This window comes from Cupriavidus sp. FW305-F7 (genome assembly GCF_058782875.1).
On the sequence record NZ_JBYSYC010000062.1, the window covers coordinates 21741 to 40997 of the forward strand.

The following is a 19257-nucleotide window of genomic DNA, read 5'->3' on the forward strand; positions in this document are numbered from 1 at the left end:
CAATCGAGGAGAGCGATCCAATGCAACCAGCCCTTGCAGTTCCCGCCGCGACTGGCGGTTCGGGTTTCGATAGCGCTGCCCTGGCAGCGCTGCTGCATGCAGAAGGCCTGATCGACCGGCCCGAACTGACCCTGGAGCGCCTTGCCGGCGGCCAGTCCAATCCGACCTACCGGCTGGCCTGCGGCGCGCAGCAATACGTGCTGCGCACCAAGCCGCCGGGCCAGTTGCTGTCGTCCGCCCATGCCATCGACCGCGAGTATCGCGTGATGCACGCGCTGCGCGACAGCGACGTGCCGGTGCCCCCGGTCTACCTCTACAGCGAAGACACCACGATCCTTGGCACGCCCTTCTACCTGATGGGACTCCTGCAGGGCCGCGTGATCTATGACCAGTCCCTGCCGGGCCAGTCCCCGCAACAGCGCGCCGCGATCTACCGCGAGATGAACCGCGTGATCGGCGCCTTGCACCGCGTCGACTACCGCGCCGCCGGCCTGGCGGACTATGGCAGGAGCGGCGGCTACGTGGCGCGCCAGGTCGCGCGCTGGGTCGGCCAGTGCCGAGACACCGGCATGGGCGACAACAAGGCGCTGGCGGCGCTGGCAGAGTGGCTACCGCAGTACGTCCCGGACGCGGAGCAGACCAGCGTGGTGCATGGCGACTACCGCATGGACAACCTCGTCTTCCATCCCACCGAGCCCCGCGTCATCGGCGTGCTCGACTGGGAGCTGTCCACGCTCGGCCACCCGCTGGCGGACCTGGCCTACCACTGCATGAGCTGGCATATCCCGGCCGACCTGTGGCGCGGTATCGGCGGGCTCGACCTGCAGGCGCTGGGCATTCCCGACGAGGCGACCTACCTGCGCTGGTACGGCGAGGCAAACGGCACGCACGCGCTCGAGCAGTGGGACTTTTATCTCGCCTACAATTTCTTCCGGCTGGCGGCGATCATGCATGGCATCGGGCAGCGAGCCAGGAGCGGCAACGCCGCCGCGGCGGATGCCGTGGAGACCGGCAGGAAGGCGGTGCCGCTGGCCGAACTGGGGTGGCAATTCGCCATGCGCTACCGCGCGGCAGGGCGTTAGCGTTTGCGCACGGTCCGGCGCCAGCCGGATCGAAGCCTCCGCAGGTGATGGAATCTGCCCTGGATTCCTCATCGGGAATCAAAGTTTGCCTTCCGATCCAGCCTGGCTTAAAGATAGGAAGGGGAGATGGGCCCGCGGATTCATGGCCGCATCGGAACCGGGCTGACTGGCATCCCGAGCCTTCAGGAGACGTCAATGAGTGTGCTGATGCTTGTGAATATCGATACGGCGACAACCGACGAGGAAATCCAGGAGTTCATCGGTCGCTACGGCTTCCCGGCCTTCGATGAGATTGAACGCGTGCCGGGAGACGGCACCCGCCCGGCCGTATCGCTGCATTTCAATTCGGTCGATGCGGCCGCGTTGCGGCTGCTGCAGCCGCGCATCAACCACCTGTTCTGGAAGCAGCGCAAGGTGGACGCGATGGTGCTGACCGAGCGTTTCGAATAGGCCGCTGCCGCGGCTGGCGGGCATGTGGGTCCGGTGCTTCCTCGCTTGCCCGCCTCGGGGCAGGCCATGGCGGAGGAGGCGAGATGAACAGGCGAAACAGGATCCTGCACGCGCTGGCATGCAGTGCCGCAATGCTTGCGGGTGCAATGTCGGCAGGACCGGCCGTTGCCTATTTTGACCACTACCTTGGCGGCACCATCGTCGGCACGCTTACCCAGGACCAGCTCACGGCGTTGACGGATGTCTTCCGCAGGACCCTGGAGCAGGGCGCCGACGGCGCCCGCATGCCGTTCAGGCTGCCACCCGACGCGCGCGAGCGGCAGGTCGAAGGTTCCTTCACGCCATTGCGGTCCCGGCGCGACCACGGCGACCGGTGCCGGCAACTGCGCAGTGAATTCCGCCGGGCCGGCGAAACCGAAGCCTGGACCGGGTGGTACTGCAAGGAGAAGGACGGGAGCTGGAAGTCGCGCAAGCTGCCGAAGTAGCTAGTACCGCTCGTCGACATACCGATACGGATAGTCGGGCTCCCGGTATCCGCCCGCCTTCTGCCTGGCAGGCAGCTTGACTGGCTTGCGTTCGATCGCCTTGTACGGGATCTGTGCCAGCAGGTGCGTGATGATGTTCAGGCGCGCCCGGCGCTTGTCATTGGAATTGGCCACATGCCACGGGGCATAGTCGGTATCGGATGCGGCAAACATGGCGTCGCGCGCGCGTGAATAGTCGTACCAGCGGCTGTACGAGCGCAAGTCCATGTCAGTGAGCTTCCAGACCTTGCGGCCGTCCTTGATGCGCCCCTGCAGGCGGCGGGTCTGCTCCTCCGGGCTGACCTCGAGCCAGTACTTGATCAGGATAATGCCGGAATGCACGATGGCGCGTTCGACCAGTGGGACGGCGCGCAGAAACTCGTCGGCCTGCGCTTCGGTGCAGAACCCCATCACGCGTTCGACGCCGGCGCGGTTGTACCAGCTCCGGTCGAAGATGACGATCTCTCCCGCGGCGGGCAGGTGCGGCAGGTAGCGCTGCACGTACATCTGGCTCTTTTCGCGGTCGGTCGGCGCGGGCAGGGCGATCACGCGGAAAATGCGCGGGCTGACGCGTTCCGTGATGGCCTTGATGGTGCCGCCCTTGCCGGCACCGTCGCGCCCTTCGAACACCACGCAGACCTTGCTGCCGCTGGCCTGCACCCATTGCTGCAGCTTGACGAGCTCGACATGAAGGGCGAAGAGTTCCTTCTGGTATGCCTTCTCCGACATGCGCTCGCGCGGCTGCTGGTCCGGCTTTTCGTCGCGGCTGTCGGCCGGGTCTGGTTCGCGCGGCGGCTCCGTCTGACTCCCGTTGTCGTCGTGGCGCTTTCCTTTCCGCTTGGCCATGATCTTCCTCCACTGACGTACCGGTGCCTCGAGGGTCCGGTTATGCACCTTCAAACCTGGGGTACCGCTTGCATGCGCACAGGCGGCTCGTTTCTACGATAGAAGCAAAATCGGGGGAAATCCTCATGCCGATCCATTTTCCTGGCATAACCCTTGCCGGCTGGCCTGCCGGACGGCGACCGGAATTCGGTTGAATTTCAATGTGTTCCGTACTACCTTCGTAGCGCGTATGGAGCAATATCCGCTCCGTATGTCGTCTGGCAATGGCACGCGGCAGGAGAACTTCCTCCGGCCCGGTGCGCTGCCCCGGTACGCCTCGGATGGCTCCGTCACCAGTTGCGAGGAGGGAACATGGCCTTTCTGGTCAGGCGGCTGCTTCAGTCCGGCTGTGCGTGGCTGTTTGTCGCGCTGGCGGCAGCAGCGGGCGGCGCCGCTGCCCAAGACGCACCGAAGCCGCCACCCACCTTCAAGGCCGAGGAGCTTGAGGCGCTGGTCGCGCCGATCGCGCTCTATCCCGATTCCGTGTTGTCGCAGGTGCTGATGGCCTCCACCTATCCGCTGGAGATCGTGCACGCGGCGCGCTGGGTCAAGGCCAACCCCAAGGTCAAGGGCGACGCCGCGGTCAAGGCCGTGGCCGACCAGCCCTGGGATGTCAGCGTGAAGTCGCTGGTGGCCTTCCCGCAGGTCCTTGAGCCGATGAACGACAAGCTCGACTGGACCCAGAAGCTGGGCGATGCCTTCCTGGCCCAGGAGAAAGACGTGCTGGCCGCGGTCCAGCGGCTGCGCAACAAGGCCCAGCAATCCGGCAACCTCAAGAGCACCGAACAGCAGAACGTCATTGTCGAGCCCGCGACCACTGCGGCGCTAGGCGTGCAGACCGTGGTGCGCATCGAACCGGCCGACCCGCAGGTCATCTACGTCCCGGCCTACAACCCCACCGTGGTCTACGGTTCCTGGGGTTATCCGTCCTACCCGCCGTACTACTGGCCGCCTTATCCCGCCTATTACCCGGGCGCCGCGCTGGCCACGGGCTTTGCCTGGGGCGTCGGGCTGGCCGCCGCCGGGGCGATCTTCGGCAACTGCAACTGGGGCGGCGGCGACGTGAACGTCAACGTCAACCGGGCCACCAATATCGACCGCAACTTTGACCGCACCAAGGTGCAGAGCGGCGGGCGCTGGCAGCACGACGCCGGTCACCGGCAGGGCGTGGCCTACCGCGACAATGCCACCCGCGAGAAATTCTCCCGCGATGTGCCAGGCGGGGACCGGCGCAATGAGTTCCGGGGTCGCGAGGGTGGCGCCGGCGTGTCCGACCGCGCGGCGCGCGACCGGGCCGGCGGGCAGGACCGGGCGGGTGCCGGAGACCGGGCCGGAGAAAGGGCGGGTGATCGGGCGGGAGACCGCGCCGGAGACCGGGTCGGTGATCGCGCTGGCGAACGGGGCAGTGATCGGGCCGGGGTCTCTGACCGGGCCGATGTATCGGACCGCGCAGGGGCTGCCGACCGGTCACGGGGCGGCGGTGAACGGGCCACCACCGTAGCCGACCGCGGCGGCGGTGGCGGGCGGGACAACGCATTCCAGGGCGTGGGCGGCGGCGCGGCGTCGCAGCGCGACTTTGATCGCGGACGCTCCAGCATGCAGTCGGCCGGAGGCCACGCAGGCGGCGGCTTCAGCGGCGGCGGCGGGGGCCGTGGCGGCGGCGGCTTCAGCGGCGGCGGGGGCCGTGGTGGCGGCGGCGGACGCGGTGGCAGGCGCTAGCGGACCAGGGAGCCTCGATCATGACGTCACCACTAAGCCTTGCCCGATCCCTGCCTGGCCGCCTGGCCTGCGCGCTGGCGTTTGCGCTCGCGCTGACCGTTGCCGGCATGCACGCCGCGCACGCGCAGAAGTCCTTCAAAACCCCCGAGGCCGCCATGAACGCCTTTGGCGAGGCGGTCGCCATCAGCGACGACGATGCCATGAAGGTGCTGCTGGGCGCCAGGATCCACGACCTGATCCCGCCAGTCGGCGCCGACATCCGGTACCGCTTTCTCGAGGCCTGGCGGATCTCGCATGCGGTCCAGCCAGAGGGCAGCCATGCCCGCATCGCCGTAGGCAATGACGGCTGGACCCTGCCAGTGCCACTGGTGAAGACATCGAAGGGCTGGCAGTTCGATACGCGTGCCGGGGTCGACGAGATGCGCATACGCCGCATCGGCCGCAATGAACTCGCGGTGATCCAGGCCATGCTCGCGGTCTATGACGCCCAGCGCGAATACGCCCGGACCGATCATGACGGCGACGGCCTGCTGGCCTACGCAGGCAAGCTTGCGAGTACGCCGGGCAAGCAGGACGGGCTGTACTGGCCGACATCGGAGGGCAAGCCGCCCAGCCCGCTCGGGGCCGCATTCCTGACCGCCGGCAAGCGCAACCCGGGGCAGGGCGGCTACTACGGCTATCACTACAAGCTGCTGACCGCGCAGGGGCCCACCGCACCCGGCGGCGCGTACAACTATGTCGTCAATGGCAAGCTGTTCGGCGGCTTCGCCGTGCTGGCCTGGCCGGTGCGGTATGGCGATACCGGCGTGAAGAGCTTCATGGTCAGCCACGATGGCCAGGTCTATGAACGCGACCTGGGCACCGACAGTGCCGGCAAGGCCGCGGCGATCAAGACCTTCGATCCCGGCCCTGGCTGGAGCAAGGTGACGCCATGAAGCATGGGCTCCGGATCCTGGCGGGCGTTGCCGTGTTCGCCGCAGTGCCGGTGCTGACGGCATGCTATCCCTACCCTTACCCTGCCGAGGTGGTTCCGACCACCTACCCGGGCCTGCAGCCCAGCCGCTACGACCGCGCCTTCGCCGCGGCCGCCGGCGCCATGCGCGACCAGGGCGTGGCGATCAACACGGAGGATGCCGTGGCCGGCACGGTGGAAGGAACCCGCAACAACCTGCCGGTGAGGGCCAGCGTGCGCCGCCAGGCCGACGGCACGGTGCGGGTGCAGTTCGACGGCACCGACCCGTCGGATCCCCGCCTGCTAGAGCGCATCTCGCGCAGCTACGACGCGCGCATGGGCCGCTGAGGCGCGCTGCGCCGCCGTTGCCGCCAACCACTCAAGGCTGCGCGCGCGGAATGACCGGCGCCCCCGGCGCCGGACTGGCCGGGCGCTGCGGATTCACCGACGTGCCAAAGGGGTTGTTGCCCATGCGATGGCTGGTGGCCGCCTCGTTATAGAGGCCGAGCTGGTTCGAGGGCCGCTGCGCGATCGCCTCGGCCGCCAGCGTTGAGCGAGGCGCAACTGAGCCAGTTGACGCCGACCGAGCGCAGCAACCTGCGCTGATGGCGCCCTGACGATCGAGGGAGCGCTTTGGGGCGGCTTGCCTGGGCTCGGCATGAGCCAAGGCAAGCGTCCTCATTTTTTTTATCCGCTCATGGGCCATTGTCGGCCGGCCCAGGTGCCGGCGACAAAGGCCTGGGCTTGGCACGTGGCCAGCCGGCTTGCGTCACGCCACCTTCGCCGCGACCGCCTCCCCGTGGCCGTCCGCCGCTTCGCGCTGGAGCGCTGAAGCGCGCTGCACCAGCTTGCTCAGGCTGGGGTTCATCGGCTTGAGCTCCATGCGCTCGGCTGCGAGCGCGCAGGCCAGGTTGGCGCGTTGGCCTCGCAACGCCGCCTCGATCAGCGTCAGGTTGATGAGATCGCGCTGGGCGTGGCTGCCGCCGAAGCGATGCGCGATCTGGCGTACCGGCAGCAGCAAACCGATGGCGTGGTCGTAGTCTTGCCGCGAGAAAGAGAGCAGGGCTTCGGTCACCGGAAGGCCGACCTCGCGGGTCATCATCGCGTTGGAGCCACTGCCACCTGCCGCCGCGCGCATGCCGGCAAGCAGGCCATCCAGTGCACAGTCGCGCCCGGCGCAAAGATAGGACATGGCGGCGTGGGTATCGTTGAAGGCGTAGTAGCCTTCGGCGCCGCGCGCCTGCCAGGTGTCGGCGACTTCGTTCCAGCGCGCGCCCACGTCGATGCCGCGCAGGTGCAGGCGCCACAGCATGGCGCAGGCATCGATCAGCTCCAGCGCCACCGCGGAGTGGTGCTCGCGGATGTGCGCGTCGTAGATGTCCAGTACCTGCCTGGTATGGCCGAGTTCGAGATGGAACAGCGCCAGGTGCCACCAGTTGTGCACGGCCATCATATTGTCCTGCGACCAGTCGGCAGCACGCCCGCTCAGCCAGTCGATGCCTTCATCCTGGCGGCCCTGCATTTCCATCACGTGGGCGACCGCATGAATAGCCCAGGGATCGCGCGGATTCAGTTCCAGCGCGAAGCGGCCGCGTTCCTCGGCTTGCTCATACAAGTTCGTTTCCTCAAGACCGAACGCATGCATGCCAAGGACATAGCCGAAGCCGGGTACGCGCGTATTCCAGTGCGGCAGCACCTGGGCGATGCGGTCGCGCAGCAGGGTGGACTGCCCGAGCAGGAAGTCGCCGATATGGGCGATCTGCAGCGCTAGGCTGTCACGCGGATAGTCGACCACGATGTCACCGTACAGCTGGATCGAGCGCGCGAAGTGGCCGTCCAGCCAGGCGCGTGCCGCCGCGATATGCCGGCGCTCGCGCTCGTTGGCGCTGGCGGACCGCGCTTCGCCTGCCTCGACGCTCTGCCTGAGCATCGGCTCCACGGCGCCGTCGCCAGCCGTGATCATCATCCCCGCGCGCAAGGCATGGCCCATCACGAAGCCCGGATCGTCGGCCAGGGCATGGTCGATCACCGTGAGCGGGTCGCCGTAGTAGCCATGCAGCAATTCCAGGGCGGCTTCGAAGCGCTCCAGCGAGTTGGTGTTGGTGCTCGAGACCGAAACACCGCGCGAGTCAGTATGTGTCATGACGCAATCCTTCCAGTGTGACCGAGGCAGCCCTTGCCTCGCTCGATGGCAGCCCCTGTTCGTCCGCTATGTCGGAGCCACGCGGCCCGGGGTTGTGGTCATACTAGGCAGCGGGCGTGAACGGGCCCGGCAATCCAGCGTGAAAGAAGCGTGAAAATAGCGGCAGGCCGGGAAGTACCGGCTTCATATCTTTGCGCCGGCGAGGCGCGCGTGATGCTGTGCCGTCGCCTATAAAGGATGGGCTTTCAGGATTCCAAATCATGGCCCGCGCCCGTCTTGACCTGTTCGGCGGCTTCCAGCTGAGTTCCGCAGACGGAACGCCGATTCCGCTGACTGCCCGCAAGGCGCGCGCAGTGCTGGCCTATCTCGCGCTGGCACAAGGGCGCGCCCAGCCGCGCGACAAGCTGGCCGCACTGTGCTGGGCCGAAAGCAATGCCGAGCAGGCGCGCAGCAGCCTGCGCCAGGCGCTCAGTGCGGCGCGGCGCGCGCTGGAAGAGGCTGGCCAGCACGTGGTGCTGGCAGAAGGCGACAGCGTGACGCTCGGCGAAATCGAGGTCGACGTGTGCGAGTTCGAGCAGTTTGCCCGTGAAGCCACGCCCGCGTCGCTGGCGCGCGCCGCGGTGCTGTACCGGGGTGACTTGCTGGAGGGCTTTCATGCCGCCGCGCCGGCGTTCGACCACTGGCTGGCGATCGAACGCGAACGTCTGCGCGGCGTGGTGTTGGCGGTCATGGCCAGGTTGCTGGCGCACCATGAACAGGCCGGCGAGACGGAGCAGGCCATCGCCAGTGCCACCCGCCTGCTTGCGCTCGATCCGCTGCAGGAAAGCGTGCACCGGGCGCTGATCCGGCTGTATGAACGCCAGGGCAGGCAGGCGCTGGCGCTCAAGCAATACCGCTTGTGCCGGGCGGCGCTGCAACGCGAACTCGGGGTATCGCCCGAGCCCGAGACCGAGGCGCTGTACCAGGCAATGCTGCGGGCCCGTCGCGAGCCGGTGGCTGGCATGCCGGCTGGTGACGACGGTGCCGCGGTGCCACCTGCGTCCGCCGTAATCGCTGCCGAGCCGCAGTTGCGCCACGCAGTGGTCCTGATAGCCAGCCTGGACGATAGCAGCGTTGGCCTGGAGCCCGAGCCATTGCACGCTGCCCTTGCGCGCTGGCGCCAGCATGCCAGGGCATTGGCCAGCGCCTGCGGCGGTCATATCACCGATGAAATCGGCACCCGGCTGACCATCGTGTTTGGCGTTCCGGTGGCGCATGGGAACGACGCCGAGCGCGCCCTGCATACCGCCGGGGCGCTGCATGCCGGTCTGGCGCGGCTGGCGGAATCCGCCAACGCCAGGCTGCTGGCGCGCGTAGGCCTGGCCAGCGGCCAGGTGCTGGCCGCCTGCGGCGAAAGCGGCATGACGCTGACCGGCGGGCCGGTTAGCGTGGCCTCGCAGGCGATGGAGCGGGCCGAGCCTGGCGCAACCATGGTGTCGAATCGGGTCTACCAGGCGCTGCCCGGACGCCTGGAAGCGGACTGCGTGGCGCACGCCGTGCTCCCCGGAGCGGCCGAACCGATTCCGCTCTGGCGCGTGTGGCGCTTTCTCGGGGTGGAACAGGCGCCGGCGCAGCACGCCTTCGTCGGGCGGCAAGCGGAGCTGGCCCAGCTCGCCGGCGTTGCCGACAGCTGCCTGCGTTCCGACCATGGCCGGGTCGTGCTGATCCGTGGCGAGGCCGGCATCGGCAAAAGCCGGCTCGCCGACCGCTTCGTCGCGCTGGCGCGCGAGCATGGCCTGGAGGCACACCGGGCGCTGGTGCTCGACTTCGGCGCCGGCAGCGGCGGCGATCCCTTGTGCTTGCTCGCGCGCAGTCTGTTGGGCGTCGCGCCTCGCACGGGCGCGGGTGGCGCCGCCGCCGAAGAAGCGACAGGCGCGGTCATCGCGCAAGCGCTCGCGGCCTGGCAACTCGGCGAGGATGAGCTTGTGTTCGCCCGCGACATGTTCGAGCAGCCCCAGTCCCGGGAGCAGGCCGCCGCACTGGCCGCGATGGACGCCGCCAGCCGGCAACGCGGCGCACAGCGATTGATGGTGACGCTGGCCACCCGCCGCAGTGCGGTGCGCGCGCAATTGATCGTGGTCGACGACGTCCACTGGGCCGAGCGCACGGTGCTCGATTGCCTGGCGCAGCTGGCCGCGGCAACCCGCAGCCATGCGCTGATCCTGGTGCTGACCGTACGTCCCGAGCATGACCCGCTCGATGTGGCCTGGCGGGCGAGCAGCCAGGGGGCATCGCTGACCACCATCGACCTCGGGCCGCTCGACGATGCCGAGGCGCACGAACTGGCAGCCTGCCATCGGCAGGTCGATCCTGCCGTGGCCGCTACCTGCATTCGCCGGGCCGAGGGCAATCCGCTGTTTCTCGACCAGTTGCTGCGCGGCGCGGAGGCGGGCGCGGACGAGTTGCCCGGGACGCTGCAGAGCATTGTGCTGGCGCGGATGGACCGGTTCTCTACCGCCGACCGCCAGGCGCTGCAGGCCGCTGCCGTACTGGGCCAGCGCTTTGGCCCGGCCGCACTGCGGCGTTTGCTCGAGGATCCCGCGTACGCTTGCGAGCGCCTGGTACAAGAGGCCATGGCCCGGCCGGAAGGCGAAGACTATCTGTTCATGCACGCGCTGATCCATGAGGCGGTGTACGCGTCGCTGCTCAAGTCGCGGCGACAGAATCTGCACCGGCGCGCGGCCGCCTGGTATGAAGGCCGGGACCCGGCGCTGATGGCCGAGCACCTGGATGCCGCAGGCGATCCCGGCGCGCCCGAAGCCTATGCCGCCGCGGCGCGGCATGAGGCGGCGCACTTCCGCGGCGAGCGCGCATTGCGCCTGGTCGAGCGTGCGCAGCGCCTGGATAGCGGCGACGCCTGCAGGCACACGCTTGCCTGCCTGCACGGCGAGCTGGCACTTGACCTTGGCCTGCCGACGCAATCGCTGCAGGCTTTCCGGCAAGCGCAATTGCTGGCGAGCGATGCGGCACAGCGGGCCCGGGTGTGGCTTGGCACGGCGGCCGCCTTGCGCCTGCTCGACCGCTATGACGAAGCCCTGGCGGCGCTGCGCGAGGCGGAGCAGGCCGCTGCCGCGCCGGGCCAGCACGAGCGCCTGGCCGAGATCGAATCACTGCGCGGCAATCTCTATTTCCCGAAGGGCGACATGGAAGAGTGCCTCGCCGCCCACCAGCGCGCCCTCGGCCATGCGAGGGCGGGCGGATCGGTGCTGGGCGAGGCGCGTGCGCTGGGCGGCCTCGGTGATGCGTACTACCAGCAGGGCCGCATGCTGACCGCGCATGCGCATTTTGTCCGCTGCGTCGAGCTGGCGCGGGCACACGGCTTCATCCGCATCGAATGTGCCAACCTGCCGATGGTGGGCGCGGTGGAACTGTTCCGCAACGAACTTGCGGCCGCGCAGGCCAGCTGCGAGGAAGGACTGCGCCTGGCGCGGCGCATCAGCGATGCGCGCAGCGAGATGCTCGCCTACGACGTGATGACATCGACCGCACAGCTCGCCGGCGACTGGCCGCGTGCCGAAGCGCACGCGCGGCTGGCACTGGCACTGACGCGCCGGTTGGAGGCCCGGCGCTTCGAGGCGGAAGCGCTGGCCCGGCTTGGCCTGGCCATCGGCGCGCTCGGCCAGGTGCAGGAGGCGGAGTCCCTGCTCGACGAGGCACTGCAGCTGAGCCACGCCAGCGGCGTGCGGTATTCAGGGCCAACCGTGCTCGCGTTCCTCGCGCGCACCACGCGCGATCCGGACAAGCAGCTCGACGCCCTGCGCCAGGGCGAGGCCATGCTGGCCCAGGGCTGCGTGAGCCATTGCCACGTCGATCTGCTCGAAGCTGCGATCGACGTTTCACTGGCGGCGCGCCGGTGGCAGGAAGCCGAACGCTACCTGGCAGCGCTGCAGGATTACATGCGGCCTGAGCCGTGCCCCTGGGGAGACTTCCTGATCCGCAGGGGTCGCGCCTTGATCTGCGCCGGACGGGAAGAGGGTGGTGCGAGCACGCCGCCGCTTTGGGCCCGGCTACGGCTGCTCAGGGACGAGGCACACGCGGCCGGTCTGAATGAATCCCTGGGTGCCATCGATGCGGCACTGGAGCGGCTGACAGCGACATCGCGTATCGGGCAGGACGCATCTGGCCTGTCCTGATCGAAAGGGCTCACCGTCACCCCACGCAGCGTTCAAGGAGCGCCTGGCCGCTGGTCACGGGCGCGGTACAGGTGCGATGTCGGCACACGTAGGCTGCCGGCCGGCCGTCGACCGGGAGCCGCCCCTGGCCGACGGGAACGTCTTCGGCGAATGCCAGCACGCGTGCCGGAAGATAGGTGCGGTGAACGCTTTCCACCAAGGCGGCGGCCGCCGCCTTGTCGCCGGCAAGAATGATCCCGAACGCGCCGCGCTGCGCGAAGTCCGCGGCGGCCAGGAGGTGCACGAAGCCGGCCGGGGCCGCGGTGGCGGCAGCACGGTAACGCTGGAATTCGTGCTCGGCGAGGTCACGATAGCGATCCTCGCCGGTGAGTTCATGCAAGCGCAGGAAGGCGAACACGCTGGCTGAAATGCCAGACGGCCAGGCGCCGTCGTACGGAGCGCGGGGCCTGTGTATCAATGGCTCGCCATCATTGGGCGTGAAATACAGCCCGTCGCCCCGGAACCTGTCGATGATGAGCGTCACGAGTTCGGCGGCGCGATCGAGGTATCTCCTGTCGAAGCAGGATTCGTAGAGGTCGATCAGCGCGTTGGCCAGGAAGGCATAGTCTTCCAGGAACCCTGGCACCTTGACTGTGCCGTTCTTCCAGTACCGATACACACCGCCGTCCGGCATGGTGAGCTTGTCCTGGACAAAGCTGGCGGCACGCCTTGCGGCGGCGAGGTGTGCGGGGTTGCCCGTTGCCTGGTAAGCCGCGCAGAGTCCCTGGATCATGAGACCGTTCCACCCGGCGAGAATGTTGTCGTCGCGGCCGGGGCGCACGCGCCGGGCGCGTGCTGCCAACAGCCGCTCGCGCCAGCCTTCCAGCCGTGCCTCCTCCAGAGGAGTCAGCGTGACGGCACGGTGGAGCACCGATCTGCCGGGCTCAAAGTTCCCGCCTTCGGTCACGCCGTAGGCGCGACACGCCAGGGCCCCCTCTGATTCGCCCAGGACTGCCTTTACCTCGGCCGCTGTCCAGACATAAAAGCGGCCTTCCTCGCCTTCGCTGTCGGCATCTTCGCCGGCATGGAAGCCGCCGTCGGGGTGCGTCATGTCTCGCAGAATGTACGCGATCGTTCCCTCGAATACGCGGCGCCAGGCTTGCTTTCCGGTCAGGCGATAGGCGTTGGCGTAGAGTGTGACGAGCTGGCCGTTATCGTAAAGCATCTTTTCGAAGTGGGGCACGGCCCAGCGTTCGTCGACACTGTAGCGGGAAAACCCACCGCCGAGCTGATCATGGATGCCGCCGGCCGCCATGCCGTCGAGCGTGCGCTCCAGCGCATCAAGCAGCGCGGGTTCATGCGTTCGCTGACAGATGCGCAGCACGAGGTCGTACGCGCTTGCGTTGGGAAACTTGGGCGCTCCGCCCAGGCCGCCATGGGTCGGGTCCGTATTGCGCGCGAGGGCGAGGGCTGTCTGCGCGGGCAGGTCCTGGACTTCCGCGGCCTGTTCCGCGTCTTCACGGCTCAGGACCCCTTCGTCCAGGTGCCGGAACCCCCGCTGAAACTGCTCGATGGTGTCGCGCAGTTCCTGGCGGCGATGCCTCCAGGCTTCGCTCAGGCTCAGCAGCACGCGCGGGAGCCCAGGGCGGCCGTAGCGGTCATCCGGCGGAAAGTAGGTGCCACCGTAGAAAGGCTCTCCTTGCGGCGTCAGGAATACCGTCAGCGGCCAGCCGCCGCCCTGTCCCATCAACTGGGGGACTTTCTGGTAAATGTCGTCGAGGTCGGGACGCTCCTGCCGGTCGACCTTGATGCTGATGAACCGCTCGTTCATCAGGGCGGCGATCCGGGGATTCTCGAACGATTCGTGCGCCATCACGTGGCACCAATGGCAGGTCGCGTAGCCGACCGAAAGCAGGACCGGCTTGTCGTCGTCGCGCGCACGGCGAAACGCCTCTTCGCACCAGGGATACCAGTCGACCGGATTATCCGCGTGTTGCCGGAGGTAAGGCGAGGTTTCTGTGGCGAGCCGGTTTGTCATCCTGGTCTCCAGCCTGGGCCGGTGGGACAACTGTGGCGCAGAACAGGGCGCCCGGCAAGCGCGTGGCGGGTTTCCGGCATCAGGCCACCCCAACCCCTGGTGACCAGTACTGGTATCGCCAGGTAAAGCCATCGCGCGGTGGCGTGGTGCCGGGGGGTGCCCCACCGCCACGATAGGCGAAGGTGTACAGCACCAGCGCCGTGCGCCGCGAAGAGTACCGGTCCCGCAGGGGCATAGCCTCCCTTGCGGGCCACCAGCGCGGTGCAAGCAGCGCGCCGCTGACATAGGCCAGGCCGCAGTGCCCCCAGCCGGCTGCAGACAGCTGCCACAGCCAGCGGTAGCCGGCGTTCGGAGGGCGTGAGCGAGCGCGCATGCGACTCCTTGTTTCAGTTCGGATCCGCTACCGCTCTGATCCGATCCGTCCAGTTTTGCATTGCCGGACGGTTTGCCGACCAGGGACTGCGATCGGTTAAGGCGACTGTGGCAAAAAAAACTGCCCGGGGCAATGCAAGTTACAGTGCCTGCCGGCATGTCACCAGCGAGGCCCGCGAGGCGAGTGGTCAACGTCGCCCTGATACGCCACAAATAAAAGGAGCCACAAATAAAAAGAGCACCTTCTACAGGTGCTCAGTGCTTCCAACAATCGGGTGCGTCCGAACCGGGTCAGCAACTTATGATCCGGTCCGGACCTGCAGGCATATGTGGCCTGCACGATCACGCTTCATCTGGCAGATCATCCAGGAAACATGATCGTTTCGCTGACCTACCTTCGCTTTACTCAAGCGTGTCTCAGTCAGCACTTTAAGTATAGGGCAGCCGACGGTCAGGTCAACCTGAATCTGGCTGTGCCGCCGCGCGAGCAGCCTGGTCCAGCGAGCTGCGCTACAGGGCCGCGATGAACTTGTCCCACGGCGTCGCTTGCAGCGTCTCGGTCGCGGCGTGTCCGTAGCCCCGGATGATCAACGCCGCCCGCTCGAGTTGCTTCAGGTCGTCCGTCTCGACAATGTCCACGACGTCAAAGCGCCCGAGTGTCAGATAGCTGTCCTTCCAGGTGACTGCAGGGCATTCGGCCTTGATTTTCTCGGCCACCGTGGCGGCGAGTTTCTTCATGTCCCTGGGGTCCGTGAACGCGTCAGGAGCGAGACGGCTGAGGATGACGTATGTAGTCATGGCATACCTCCGTGCAAGAAATTGCTCCGCAAATCGGCACGGCAGTCATGCGGGAACAACCGGCCGCAGGTCTTTCAGTCTATGTCATCGGCGCCCCCCTGCTGCGACCTGTCCCCAGGGCCCCGTGGGCCGGGCCATCAACGAACTCCCTGCGGCCATGGCTTTGATCAGCCATGCGCCTGCGAATGCAGTTCCACCACGTCTCGATCGGCTACCGGATGATCGGTGCCCACCTGCTGGCCGCTGAACTTGCCACTCCCCCAAATGCGGGCGAACTTGAACGTACGCGCGAGATCAGGGTGCACCTGCAGGGCGACATCCAGCACGGTGTCGCCGCGGCGCATCGTAAAAGGCCGACGCTGGTCGACGGGTTTCCCGGGTGCCTTGGTGTAGACACGCACGATGCCCAGAGCCCTGAAAAGGAACGGACCGACCTCGGCCAGTCCGCGCCCGCCGGTTGCCGAGGTTGCGAGCGCCGGAAAATGTACACCGAGCAGGTCTTCGAGCACGGCCGCGTCTTCCGGCTTGGCGAGATCAGTCTTGTTGGCCAGCAGCAGCGCAGGGAGGTGAACACTGAACGGGTCAGCCGCCGCTTCCGCCGTCGCCCCAGGGCTGTCAGCCTGACCCGGCCAGCGCTCCGACAGGATGATCTTTGCCTCGGCGAGGCGCCGCAGAATCAGCGCCAACTGTTCTGTACAGTCTGGCGCGCTCAGATCGACCACGAGCAGTACGCCGTCTGCCGCCCGCAATATGTCGGTGAGCCCGGGTTGCATGAATTCGACTGATACAGGTGGCAGATCCACCAGCTGAAAAGCAATGTCGTCGAACGGCAACATGGCGGGAATCGGAAACTGCGTAGGGTGGGGGTAGGGCCCGACCTCGTTGCCCGATCCTGTCAGCCTTGCGTGCAGGCTGGATTTTCCCGCGCCGGGCGGGCCGATCAGACAGAGCTGCGCCGCGCCTTCTGGATGCACCGCATGTGCCGGCCCTCTGTGAGCGGCCTTCCCGTGGCCCGCGGATGCCTGGGTGAGTTCCCTGATCCGCGACTTGATATCGGCCTGCAGACGCTCCGTCCCCTTGTGTTTCGGGATGACACGGAGCATCTCCTTCAGGCATTCGAGCTGCTCGCGCGGCTGGCGTGCCAGCCGATAGGCTTGTTCGGCCTGCTTGTACTCTGGAGTGAGGTTTGCTGGCATGGGCTGTCGCCAGAGCTTCAGCGTCCGGAAGCCGAAAGAGCGATCCAATCGCCAAAGGGCAGTTTCATTCTAGTCTGCCGTCCGTGCTGCTAATGGCAAGCGGGGCCGGCAGCGGCGCCGTACCCGGTCTCCAGCCCGACCATTCGCTCAGCGCGCAAGGCTGCCCGCCGGCCCCGCACGGTGTTGACGCCGCACAGCAGGCCCAGCCCGACCACGAAGTAGCTGCCGGTGACCAGCAGCGCCTGCCGGTGATCGCCGCCCGTCAGCCAGCTTGCCATGCCATAGGTCAGTGGCCCGGCGATCGAGGCCAGCTTGACCGCCAGGCCCCAGAGCCCGAAGAACTCGGCCGCGCGCGAGGGCGGAGCCAGCAGCCCCACCATGGCCCGTCCGGCGGACTGGGCGGCGCCCAGGCACAGGCCGGCCACATTGGCGGCCAGCCAGAACAGCGGCGCTTCGCGCGCGGCGCGCGCCAGCATGATGGTCAGGATCCAGCCCAGCAGCGTCAGGGCAATGGCGCGCACGTGGCCGATGCGGTCCTGCACATGGCCGAACAGGAAGGCGCCGGCCGCTGCCGTCAGATTGACCACCAGCACCAGGGTCAGGGTCTGCCGCATGGTGAAGCCCATGGCCTGGTTGGCGTAGATGGCGGTCAGCGTGATCACCGCCTGGATGCCGGCCTGGTAGAACAGGGTGCACAGCAGGAAGCGGCGCAGGTCCTTGAACTGGCGCAGCTGGCCCAGGCGTTGCCATACCCTGGCCCAGGCCGTGCCGATGGCCCGTTCGCCAGCCGGCGCGGCCGCGGCGACCTGTGGCGCGCCGCGGTCGCGCAGCAGCAGGAAGGTCGGCAGGCTCGCCACGGCAAAGATGGCTGCCGTGATCAGCATGGTGACGGGAACGAACTGGCTGGCGACCTGGCCGCGCGCGCTGGCCCAGTTGACATAGAGCAGGCAGGCGCCCAGCGTGGACAGGCCACCGATATAGCCAAGGCTCCAGCCCCAGCCCGATACCCTGCCCAGGGCGCGGGTGGTGGAGAGCGATGGCAGGAAGGCGGCGATCAGGTTTTCGCCGCTGCCGAAGAAGAAGTTGGACAGGACCACGCACAGGATGGCGATGCCAAGGGTGCCGGGCTGCGCAAAATAGAGCAGTGCGGTGAACACCACGCAACCCGCCGTCGTCACCGCAAGCAGTGGCTTCTTGGCTGCGCGCAGGTCGGCGTAGGCGCCGACCAGCGGCGCGCTGAGCACCACCAGCGCATAGGAGAGGGAAAGCGCCGCGGTCCACGCCAGCGTGGCCCAGGGCGCGTTGCCGGCCACCACGGCGACGAAGTAGGCATTGAACAGCGCGGTGATGACCACCGTGGTGTAGCCCGAATTGGCAAAGTCGTACATGGCCCATGCCCACACTTCGCGCGGCCGTACGTCGACGCCCAGGGCAGAGGGCACGCGGGGCTCGCGAGCGTGGCCACCCGCTTGGGGCACGGTCATGTTCCTTCCTCCACGATGCGGCGCCGCTTCAGCCGAAGCAGGACGCCATAGACGGCCAGCGCTGCGAACACGTGCTTGAGCGTGTGCCCGCTGACCAGCCCGGTGAGCGCGGCGATCTGGTGATCCAGCACATCGCAAGCCAGGGCCAGCACATAGCAGCCGGTGATGGCCAGCACATCCCAGTCGCCAGTGTAGCGCGGCGCATAGAGGCAGAGCAGCAGCGGCACCACCAGCATGGCCCACGCCTGAACCAGGAGATAAGGGCGCAGGTCTCCGATGCCTCGGGCTTCGCTCCATGCCCAGTAGCCGACGCTGGCCGGCCCCGCGATCAGCAGCAGCGGCAGCAGCCGCAAGCCGGCCTTCAGGCTGACCCGCTCGCACAGGTTGGCGCCCAGCCAGGACATCAGCGCGAGCGCCAGCGGGGCCCTGTCCCACACCAGCCGCTGGTTGTCCGGTGCAAGGTGGTAATAGGCGGAGCCCAGGCCAACCAGGAAGACGGCAAAGAAAAGCAGCCGGTAAGGCCAGGCCTCGGCCGGCGCGATGAAGGCGCGGCTGGCAGCCGTGGTGCCCAGATAGCGCAGGCCGGCCGCGCCCGCGAGCAGGAACAGCAGATTGGAGCCGATGTCGAGGCAGTGGGGCGTGCCGAAGCAGACATAAGGGTCGGCATAACGATGGTATTGCGGAGGCTGCGCGATGCGCGGCAGCAGCCAGGCCGCGGTGGCCATGGCCGTCACCAGCAGCCAGACTGCTGCTGCCCTGGCGGCAGGGCGGGCTTGTCGGCAGGCGCGCATGATGGCCTCCTTCCGCTTGTGGACGGCCTTGTGATAGCCGCGTACTACCAAGTTTCGACAATTGTCTGTTGCTTGGCCAATGCTTTGGCTGTGATGCCGCATTGTTCCGGCATTGGAACACTGTGTTCGCTTCCGGCAGGCTTCCGCAAATTTGAAGGGCTGCTATCTTCGAGCGCCGTGATCAAAATAAAGTGGCAGCGCCGCGATACACCTCGACGCTGCCCGAAACCCACGGATGTCAGTGAAGAACGCAACCCCATCAACCCGGCTGGCGCACCTTGCGACCGCCGTTTCCTTTGCTGTCTGCCTGTGCGTGCTGCCGGCCGCCGCCGGCGCGGCAACCTTCTCGATGCAGGGCGGCTATGGCCGCGACAACGGCCACGGCGTTGAGAAATACGAAGTGGCCGCGCGCTGGGACGATATCGTGCAGTGGCAGCTGTCCAGCCGCTTGGTACTGTCCCTGGACGGCGAGGTCAATCTCGCGAACTGGCGGGCGCTGTCGTCCCAGCCGTCGAGCCAATTGACCAGGTGCGCGGCAAGCCTCGGCCTTTAGGCCGGAGAAGGATAGCGCGGACGCCGTCGGCGTCCTTTCGGGGGCTAATGCGGCGTCTGTTGTTGCTCAATGTATTGGCGGATGATCTCGATGGGCGCACCGCCGCAGTTCCCTGCGAA

16 protein-coding genes and 1 pseudogene are annotated in these 19257 nt (G+C 67.4%); 8 read left to right on the top strand and 9 right to left on the bottom strand.

The genetic code is table 11. The annotated features are described in order from the left end of the window. Positions 1 to 20 precede the first annotated feature (20 nt). From AC3WL8_RS35700 to AC3WL8_RS35710, 3 genes are all read left to right on the top strand, one after another. Entirely contained in the window at positions 21 to 1082 is a 1062-nt protein-coding gene (locus AC3WL8_RS35700) for a phosphotransferase family protein (protein ID WP_211980951.1), read from the top strand. A gap of 195 nt (positions 1083 to 1277) precedes the next feature. Further along, positions 1278 to 1532: an RNA-binding protein gene (locus AC3WL8_RS35705; RefSeq protein WP_153954357.1), complete on the top strand. Its 255-nt coding sequence runs from the start codon at positions 1278 to 1280 to the stop codon at positions 1530 to 1532. 83 nt (positions 1533 to 1615) lie between these two features. After that, positions 1616 to 2017, top strand: coding sequence for a hypothetical protein (locus tag AC3WL8_RS35710; protein WP_153954356.1), 402 nt, complete (start codon positions 1616 to 1618; stop codon positions 2015 to 2017). Here AC3WL8_RS35710 and ppk2 read toward each other — a convergent pair whose 3' ends face one another. Next, positions 2018 to 2902 carry a polyphosphate kinase 2 gene (gene ppk2, locus AC3WL8_RS35715; RefSeq protein ID WP_153954355.1) on the bottom strand — a complete coding sequence of 295 codons (885 nt, stop codon included), beginning with the start codon at positions 2900 to 2902 and terminating at the stop codon, positions 2018 to 2020. It lies immediately after the preceding gene. A gap of 351 nt (positions 2903 to 3253) precedes the next feature. Here ppk2 and AC3WL8_RS35720 point away from each other — a divergent pair, with 351 nt between their 5' ends. The 3 genes from AC3WL8_RS35720 to AC3WL8_RS35730 are packed head-to-tail and all read left to right on the top strand — an operon-like array spanning position 3254 to position 5960. Further along, on the top strand, positions 3254 to 4660 hold the full coding sequence (locus AC3WL8_RS35720) for a DUF3300 domain-containing protein (protein WP_153954354.1): 1407 nt from the start codon (positions 3254 to 3256) through the stop codon (positions 4658 to 4660). A 20-nt stretch (positions 4661 to 4680) separates the two neighbouring features. Beyond that, positions 4681 to 5595, top strand: coding sequence for a DUF2950 domain-containing protein (locus tag AC3WL8_RS35725; RefSeq protein WP_153954353.1), 915 nt, complete (start codon positions 4681 to 4683; stop codon positions 5593 to 5595). After that, positions 5592 to 5960, top strand: a complete 369-nt coding sequence (locus AC3WL8_RS35730; RefSeq protein WP_013956264.1) for a hypothetical protein — start codon at positions 5592 to 5594, stop codon at positions 5958 to 5960. The genes AC3WL8_RS35725 and AC3WL8_RS35730 overlap by 4 nt, the downstream gene beginning before the upstream one ends. Positions 5961 to 6381: 421 nt before the next feature. Here AC3WL8_RS35730 and AC3WL8_RS35735 read toward each other — a convergent pair whose 3' ends face one another. Further along, positions 6382 to 7755 carry a tetratricopeptide repeat protein gene (locus AC3WL8_RS35735; protein WP_211980952.1) on the bottom strand — a complete coding sequence of 458 codons (1374 nt, stop codon included), beginning with the start codon at positions 7753 to 7755 and terminating at the stop codon, positions 6382 to 6384. Between the two features lie 260 nt (positions 7756 to 8015). Here AC3WL8_RS35735 and AC3WL8_RS35740 point away from each other — a divergent pair, with 260 nt between their 5' ends. Next, complete coding sequence (locus tag AC3WL8_RS35740) at positions 8016 to 11927, top strand: ATP-binding protein (protein ID WP_492379855.1); 3912 nt, start codon at positions 8016 to 8018, stop codon at positions 11925 to 11927. A gap of 16 nt (positions 11928 to 11943) precedes the next feature. Here AC3WL8_RS35740 and AC3WL8_RS35745 read toward each other — a convergent pair whose 3' ends face one another. The 6 genes from AC3WL8_RS35745 to AC3WL8_RS35770 all read right to left on the bottom strand — a co-directional run bounded on the left by AC3WL8_RS35745 (position 11944) and on the right by AC3WL8_RS35770 (position 18585). Beyond that, complete coding sequence (locus AC3WL8_RS35745; RefSeq protein WP_211980954.1) at positions 11944 to 13944, bottom strand: thioredoxin domain-containing protein; 2001 nt, start codon at positions 13942 to 13944, stop codon at positions 11944 to 11946. A 79-nt stretch (positions 13945 to 14023) separates the two neighbouring features. After that, the gene (locus AC3WL8_RS35750) at positions 14024 to 14317 is read right to left on the bottom strand and encodes a hypothetical protein (RefSeq protein WP_013956268.1); all 294 of its coding nucleotides are present in this window, start codon (positions 14315 to 14317) and stop codon (positions 14024 to 14026) included. Between the two features lie 509 nt (positions 14318 to 14826). Beyond that, a complete protein-coding gene (locus AC3WL8_RS35755) occupies positions 14827 to 15114 on the bottom strand; it encodes a GYD domain-containing protein (protein ID WP_013956269.1) in 288 nt (95 codons plus the stop codon). Between the two features lie 167 nt (positions 15115 to 15281). Continuing rightward, positions 15282 to 16310, bottom strand: coding sequence for a TGS domain-containing protein (locus AC3WL8_RS35760; RefSeq protein WP_492379856.1), 1029 nt, complete (start codon positions 16308 to 16310; stop codon positions 15282 to 15284). 89 nt (positions 16311 to 16399) lie between these two features. After that, positions 16400 to 17794 (bottom strand): MFS transporter, encoded by a 1395-nt coding sequence (locus AC3WL8_RS35765; RefSeq protein WP_153954348.1) that lies wholly within the window; start codon positions 17792 to 17794, stop codon positions 16400 to 16402. Further along, positions 17791 to 18585 carry a hypothetical protein gene (locus AC3WL8_RS35770; protein WP_211980955.1) on the bottom strand — a complete coding sequence of 265 codons (795 nt, stop codon included), beginning with the start codon at positions 18583 to 18585 and terminating at the stop codon, positions 17791 to 17793. Before AC3WL8_RS35770 ends, AC3WL8_RS35765 begins: the two co-directional genes overlap by 4 nt. A 235-nt stretch (positions 18586 to 18820) precedes the next feature. Between AC3WL8_RS35770 and AC3WL8_RS35775 the strand changes: the two genes are divergently transcribed. Next, the gene (locus AC3WL8_RS35775) at positions 18821 to 19138 is read left to right on the top strand and encodes a hypothetical protein (protein WP_249221259.1); all 318 of its coding nucleotides are present in this window, start codon (positions 18821 to 18823) and stop codon (positions 19136 to 19138) included. A 44-nt stretch (positions 19139 to 19182) separates the two neighbouring features. On the opposite strand, the pseudogene AC3WL8_RS35780 reads toward AC3WL8_RS35775, so the two are convergent. Further along, positions 19183 to 19257 (bottom strand): annotated as a pseudogene (locus AC3WL8_RS35780) (IS200/IS605 family transposase); the annotation flags it as partial.

Coding starts and splice junctions, on each gene's coding strand:
- AC3WL8_RS35700 (WP_211980951.1), top strand. CDS start 21: ATGCAACCAGCCCTTGCAGTTCCCGCCGCGACTGGCGGTTCGGGTTTC.
- AC3WL8_RS35705 (WP_153954357.1), top strand. CDS start 1,278: ATGAGTGTGCTGATGCTTGTGAATATCGATACGGCGACAACCGACGAG.
- AC3WL8_RS35710 (WP_153954356.1), top strand. CDS start 1,616: ATGAACAGGCGAAACAGGATCCTGCACGCGCTGGCATGCAGTGCCGCA.
- ppk2 (WP_153954355.1), bottom strand. CDS start 2,902: ATGGCCAAGCGGAAAGGAAAGCGCCACGACGACAACGGGAGTCAGACG.
- AC3WL8_RS35720 (WP_153954354.1), top strand. CDS start 3,254: ATGGCCTTTCTGGTCAGGCGGCTGCTTCAGTCCGGCTGTGCGTGGCTG.
- AC3WL8_RS35725 (WP_153954353.1), top strand. CDS start 4,681: ATGACGTCACCACTAAGCCTTGCCCGATCCCTGCCTGGCCGCCTGGCC.
- AC3WL8_RS35730 (WP_013956264.1), top strand. CDS start 5,592: ATGAAGCATGGGCTCCGGATCCTGGCGGGCGTTGCCGTGTTCGCCGCA.
- AC3WL8_RS35735 (WP_211980952.1), bottom strand. CDS start 7,755: ATGACACATACTGACTCGCGCGGTGTTTCGGTCTCGAGCACCAACACC.
- AC3WL8_RS35740 (WP_492379855.1), top strand. CDS start 8,016: ATGGCCCGCGCCCGTCTTGACCTGTTCGGCGGCTTCCAGCTGAGTTCC.
- AC3WL8_RS35745 (WP_211980954.1), bottom strand. CDS start 13,944: ATGACAAACCGGCTCGCCACAGAAACCTCGCCTTACCTCCGGCAACAC.
- AC3WL8_RS35750 (WP_013956268.1), bottom strand. CDS start 14,317: ATGCGCGCTCGCTCACGCCCTCCGAACGCCGGCTACCGCTGGCTGTGG.
- AC3WL8_RS35755 (WP_013956269.1), bottom strand. CDS start 15,114: ATGACTACATACGTCATCCTCAGCCGTCTCGCTCCTGACGCGTTCACG.
- AC3WL8_RS35760 (WP_492379856.1), bottom strand. CDS start 16,310: ATGCCAGCAAACCTCACTCCAGAGTACAAGCAGGCCGAACAAGCCTAT.
- AC3WL8_RS35765 (WP_153954348.1), bottom strand. CDS start 17,794: ATGACCGTGCCCCAAGCGGGTGGCCACGCTCGCGAGCCCCGCGTGCCC.
- AC3WL8_RS35770 (WP_211980955.1), bottom strand. CDS start 18,585: ATGCGCGCCTGCCGACAAGCCCGCCCTGCCGCCAGGGCAGCAGCAGTC.
- AC3WL8_RS35775 (WP_249221259.1), top strand. CDS start 18,821: ATGTCAGTGAAGAACGCAACCCCATCAACCCGGCTGGCGCACCTTGCG.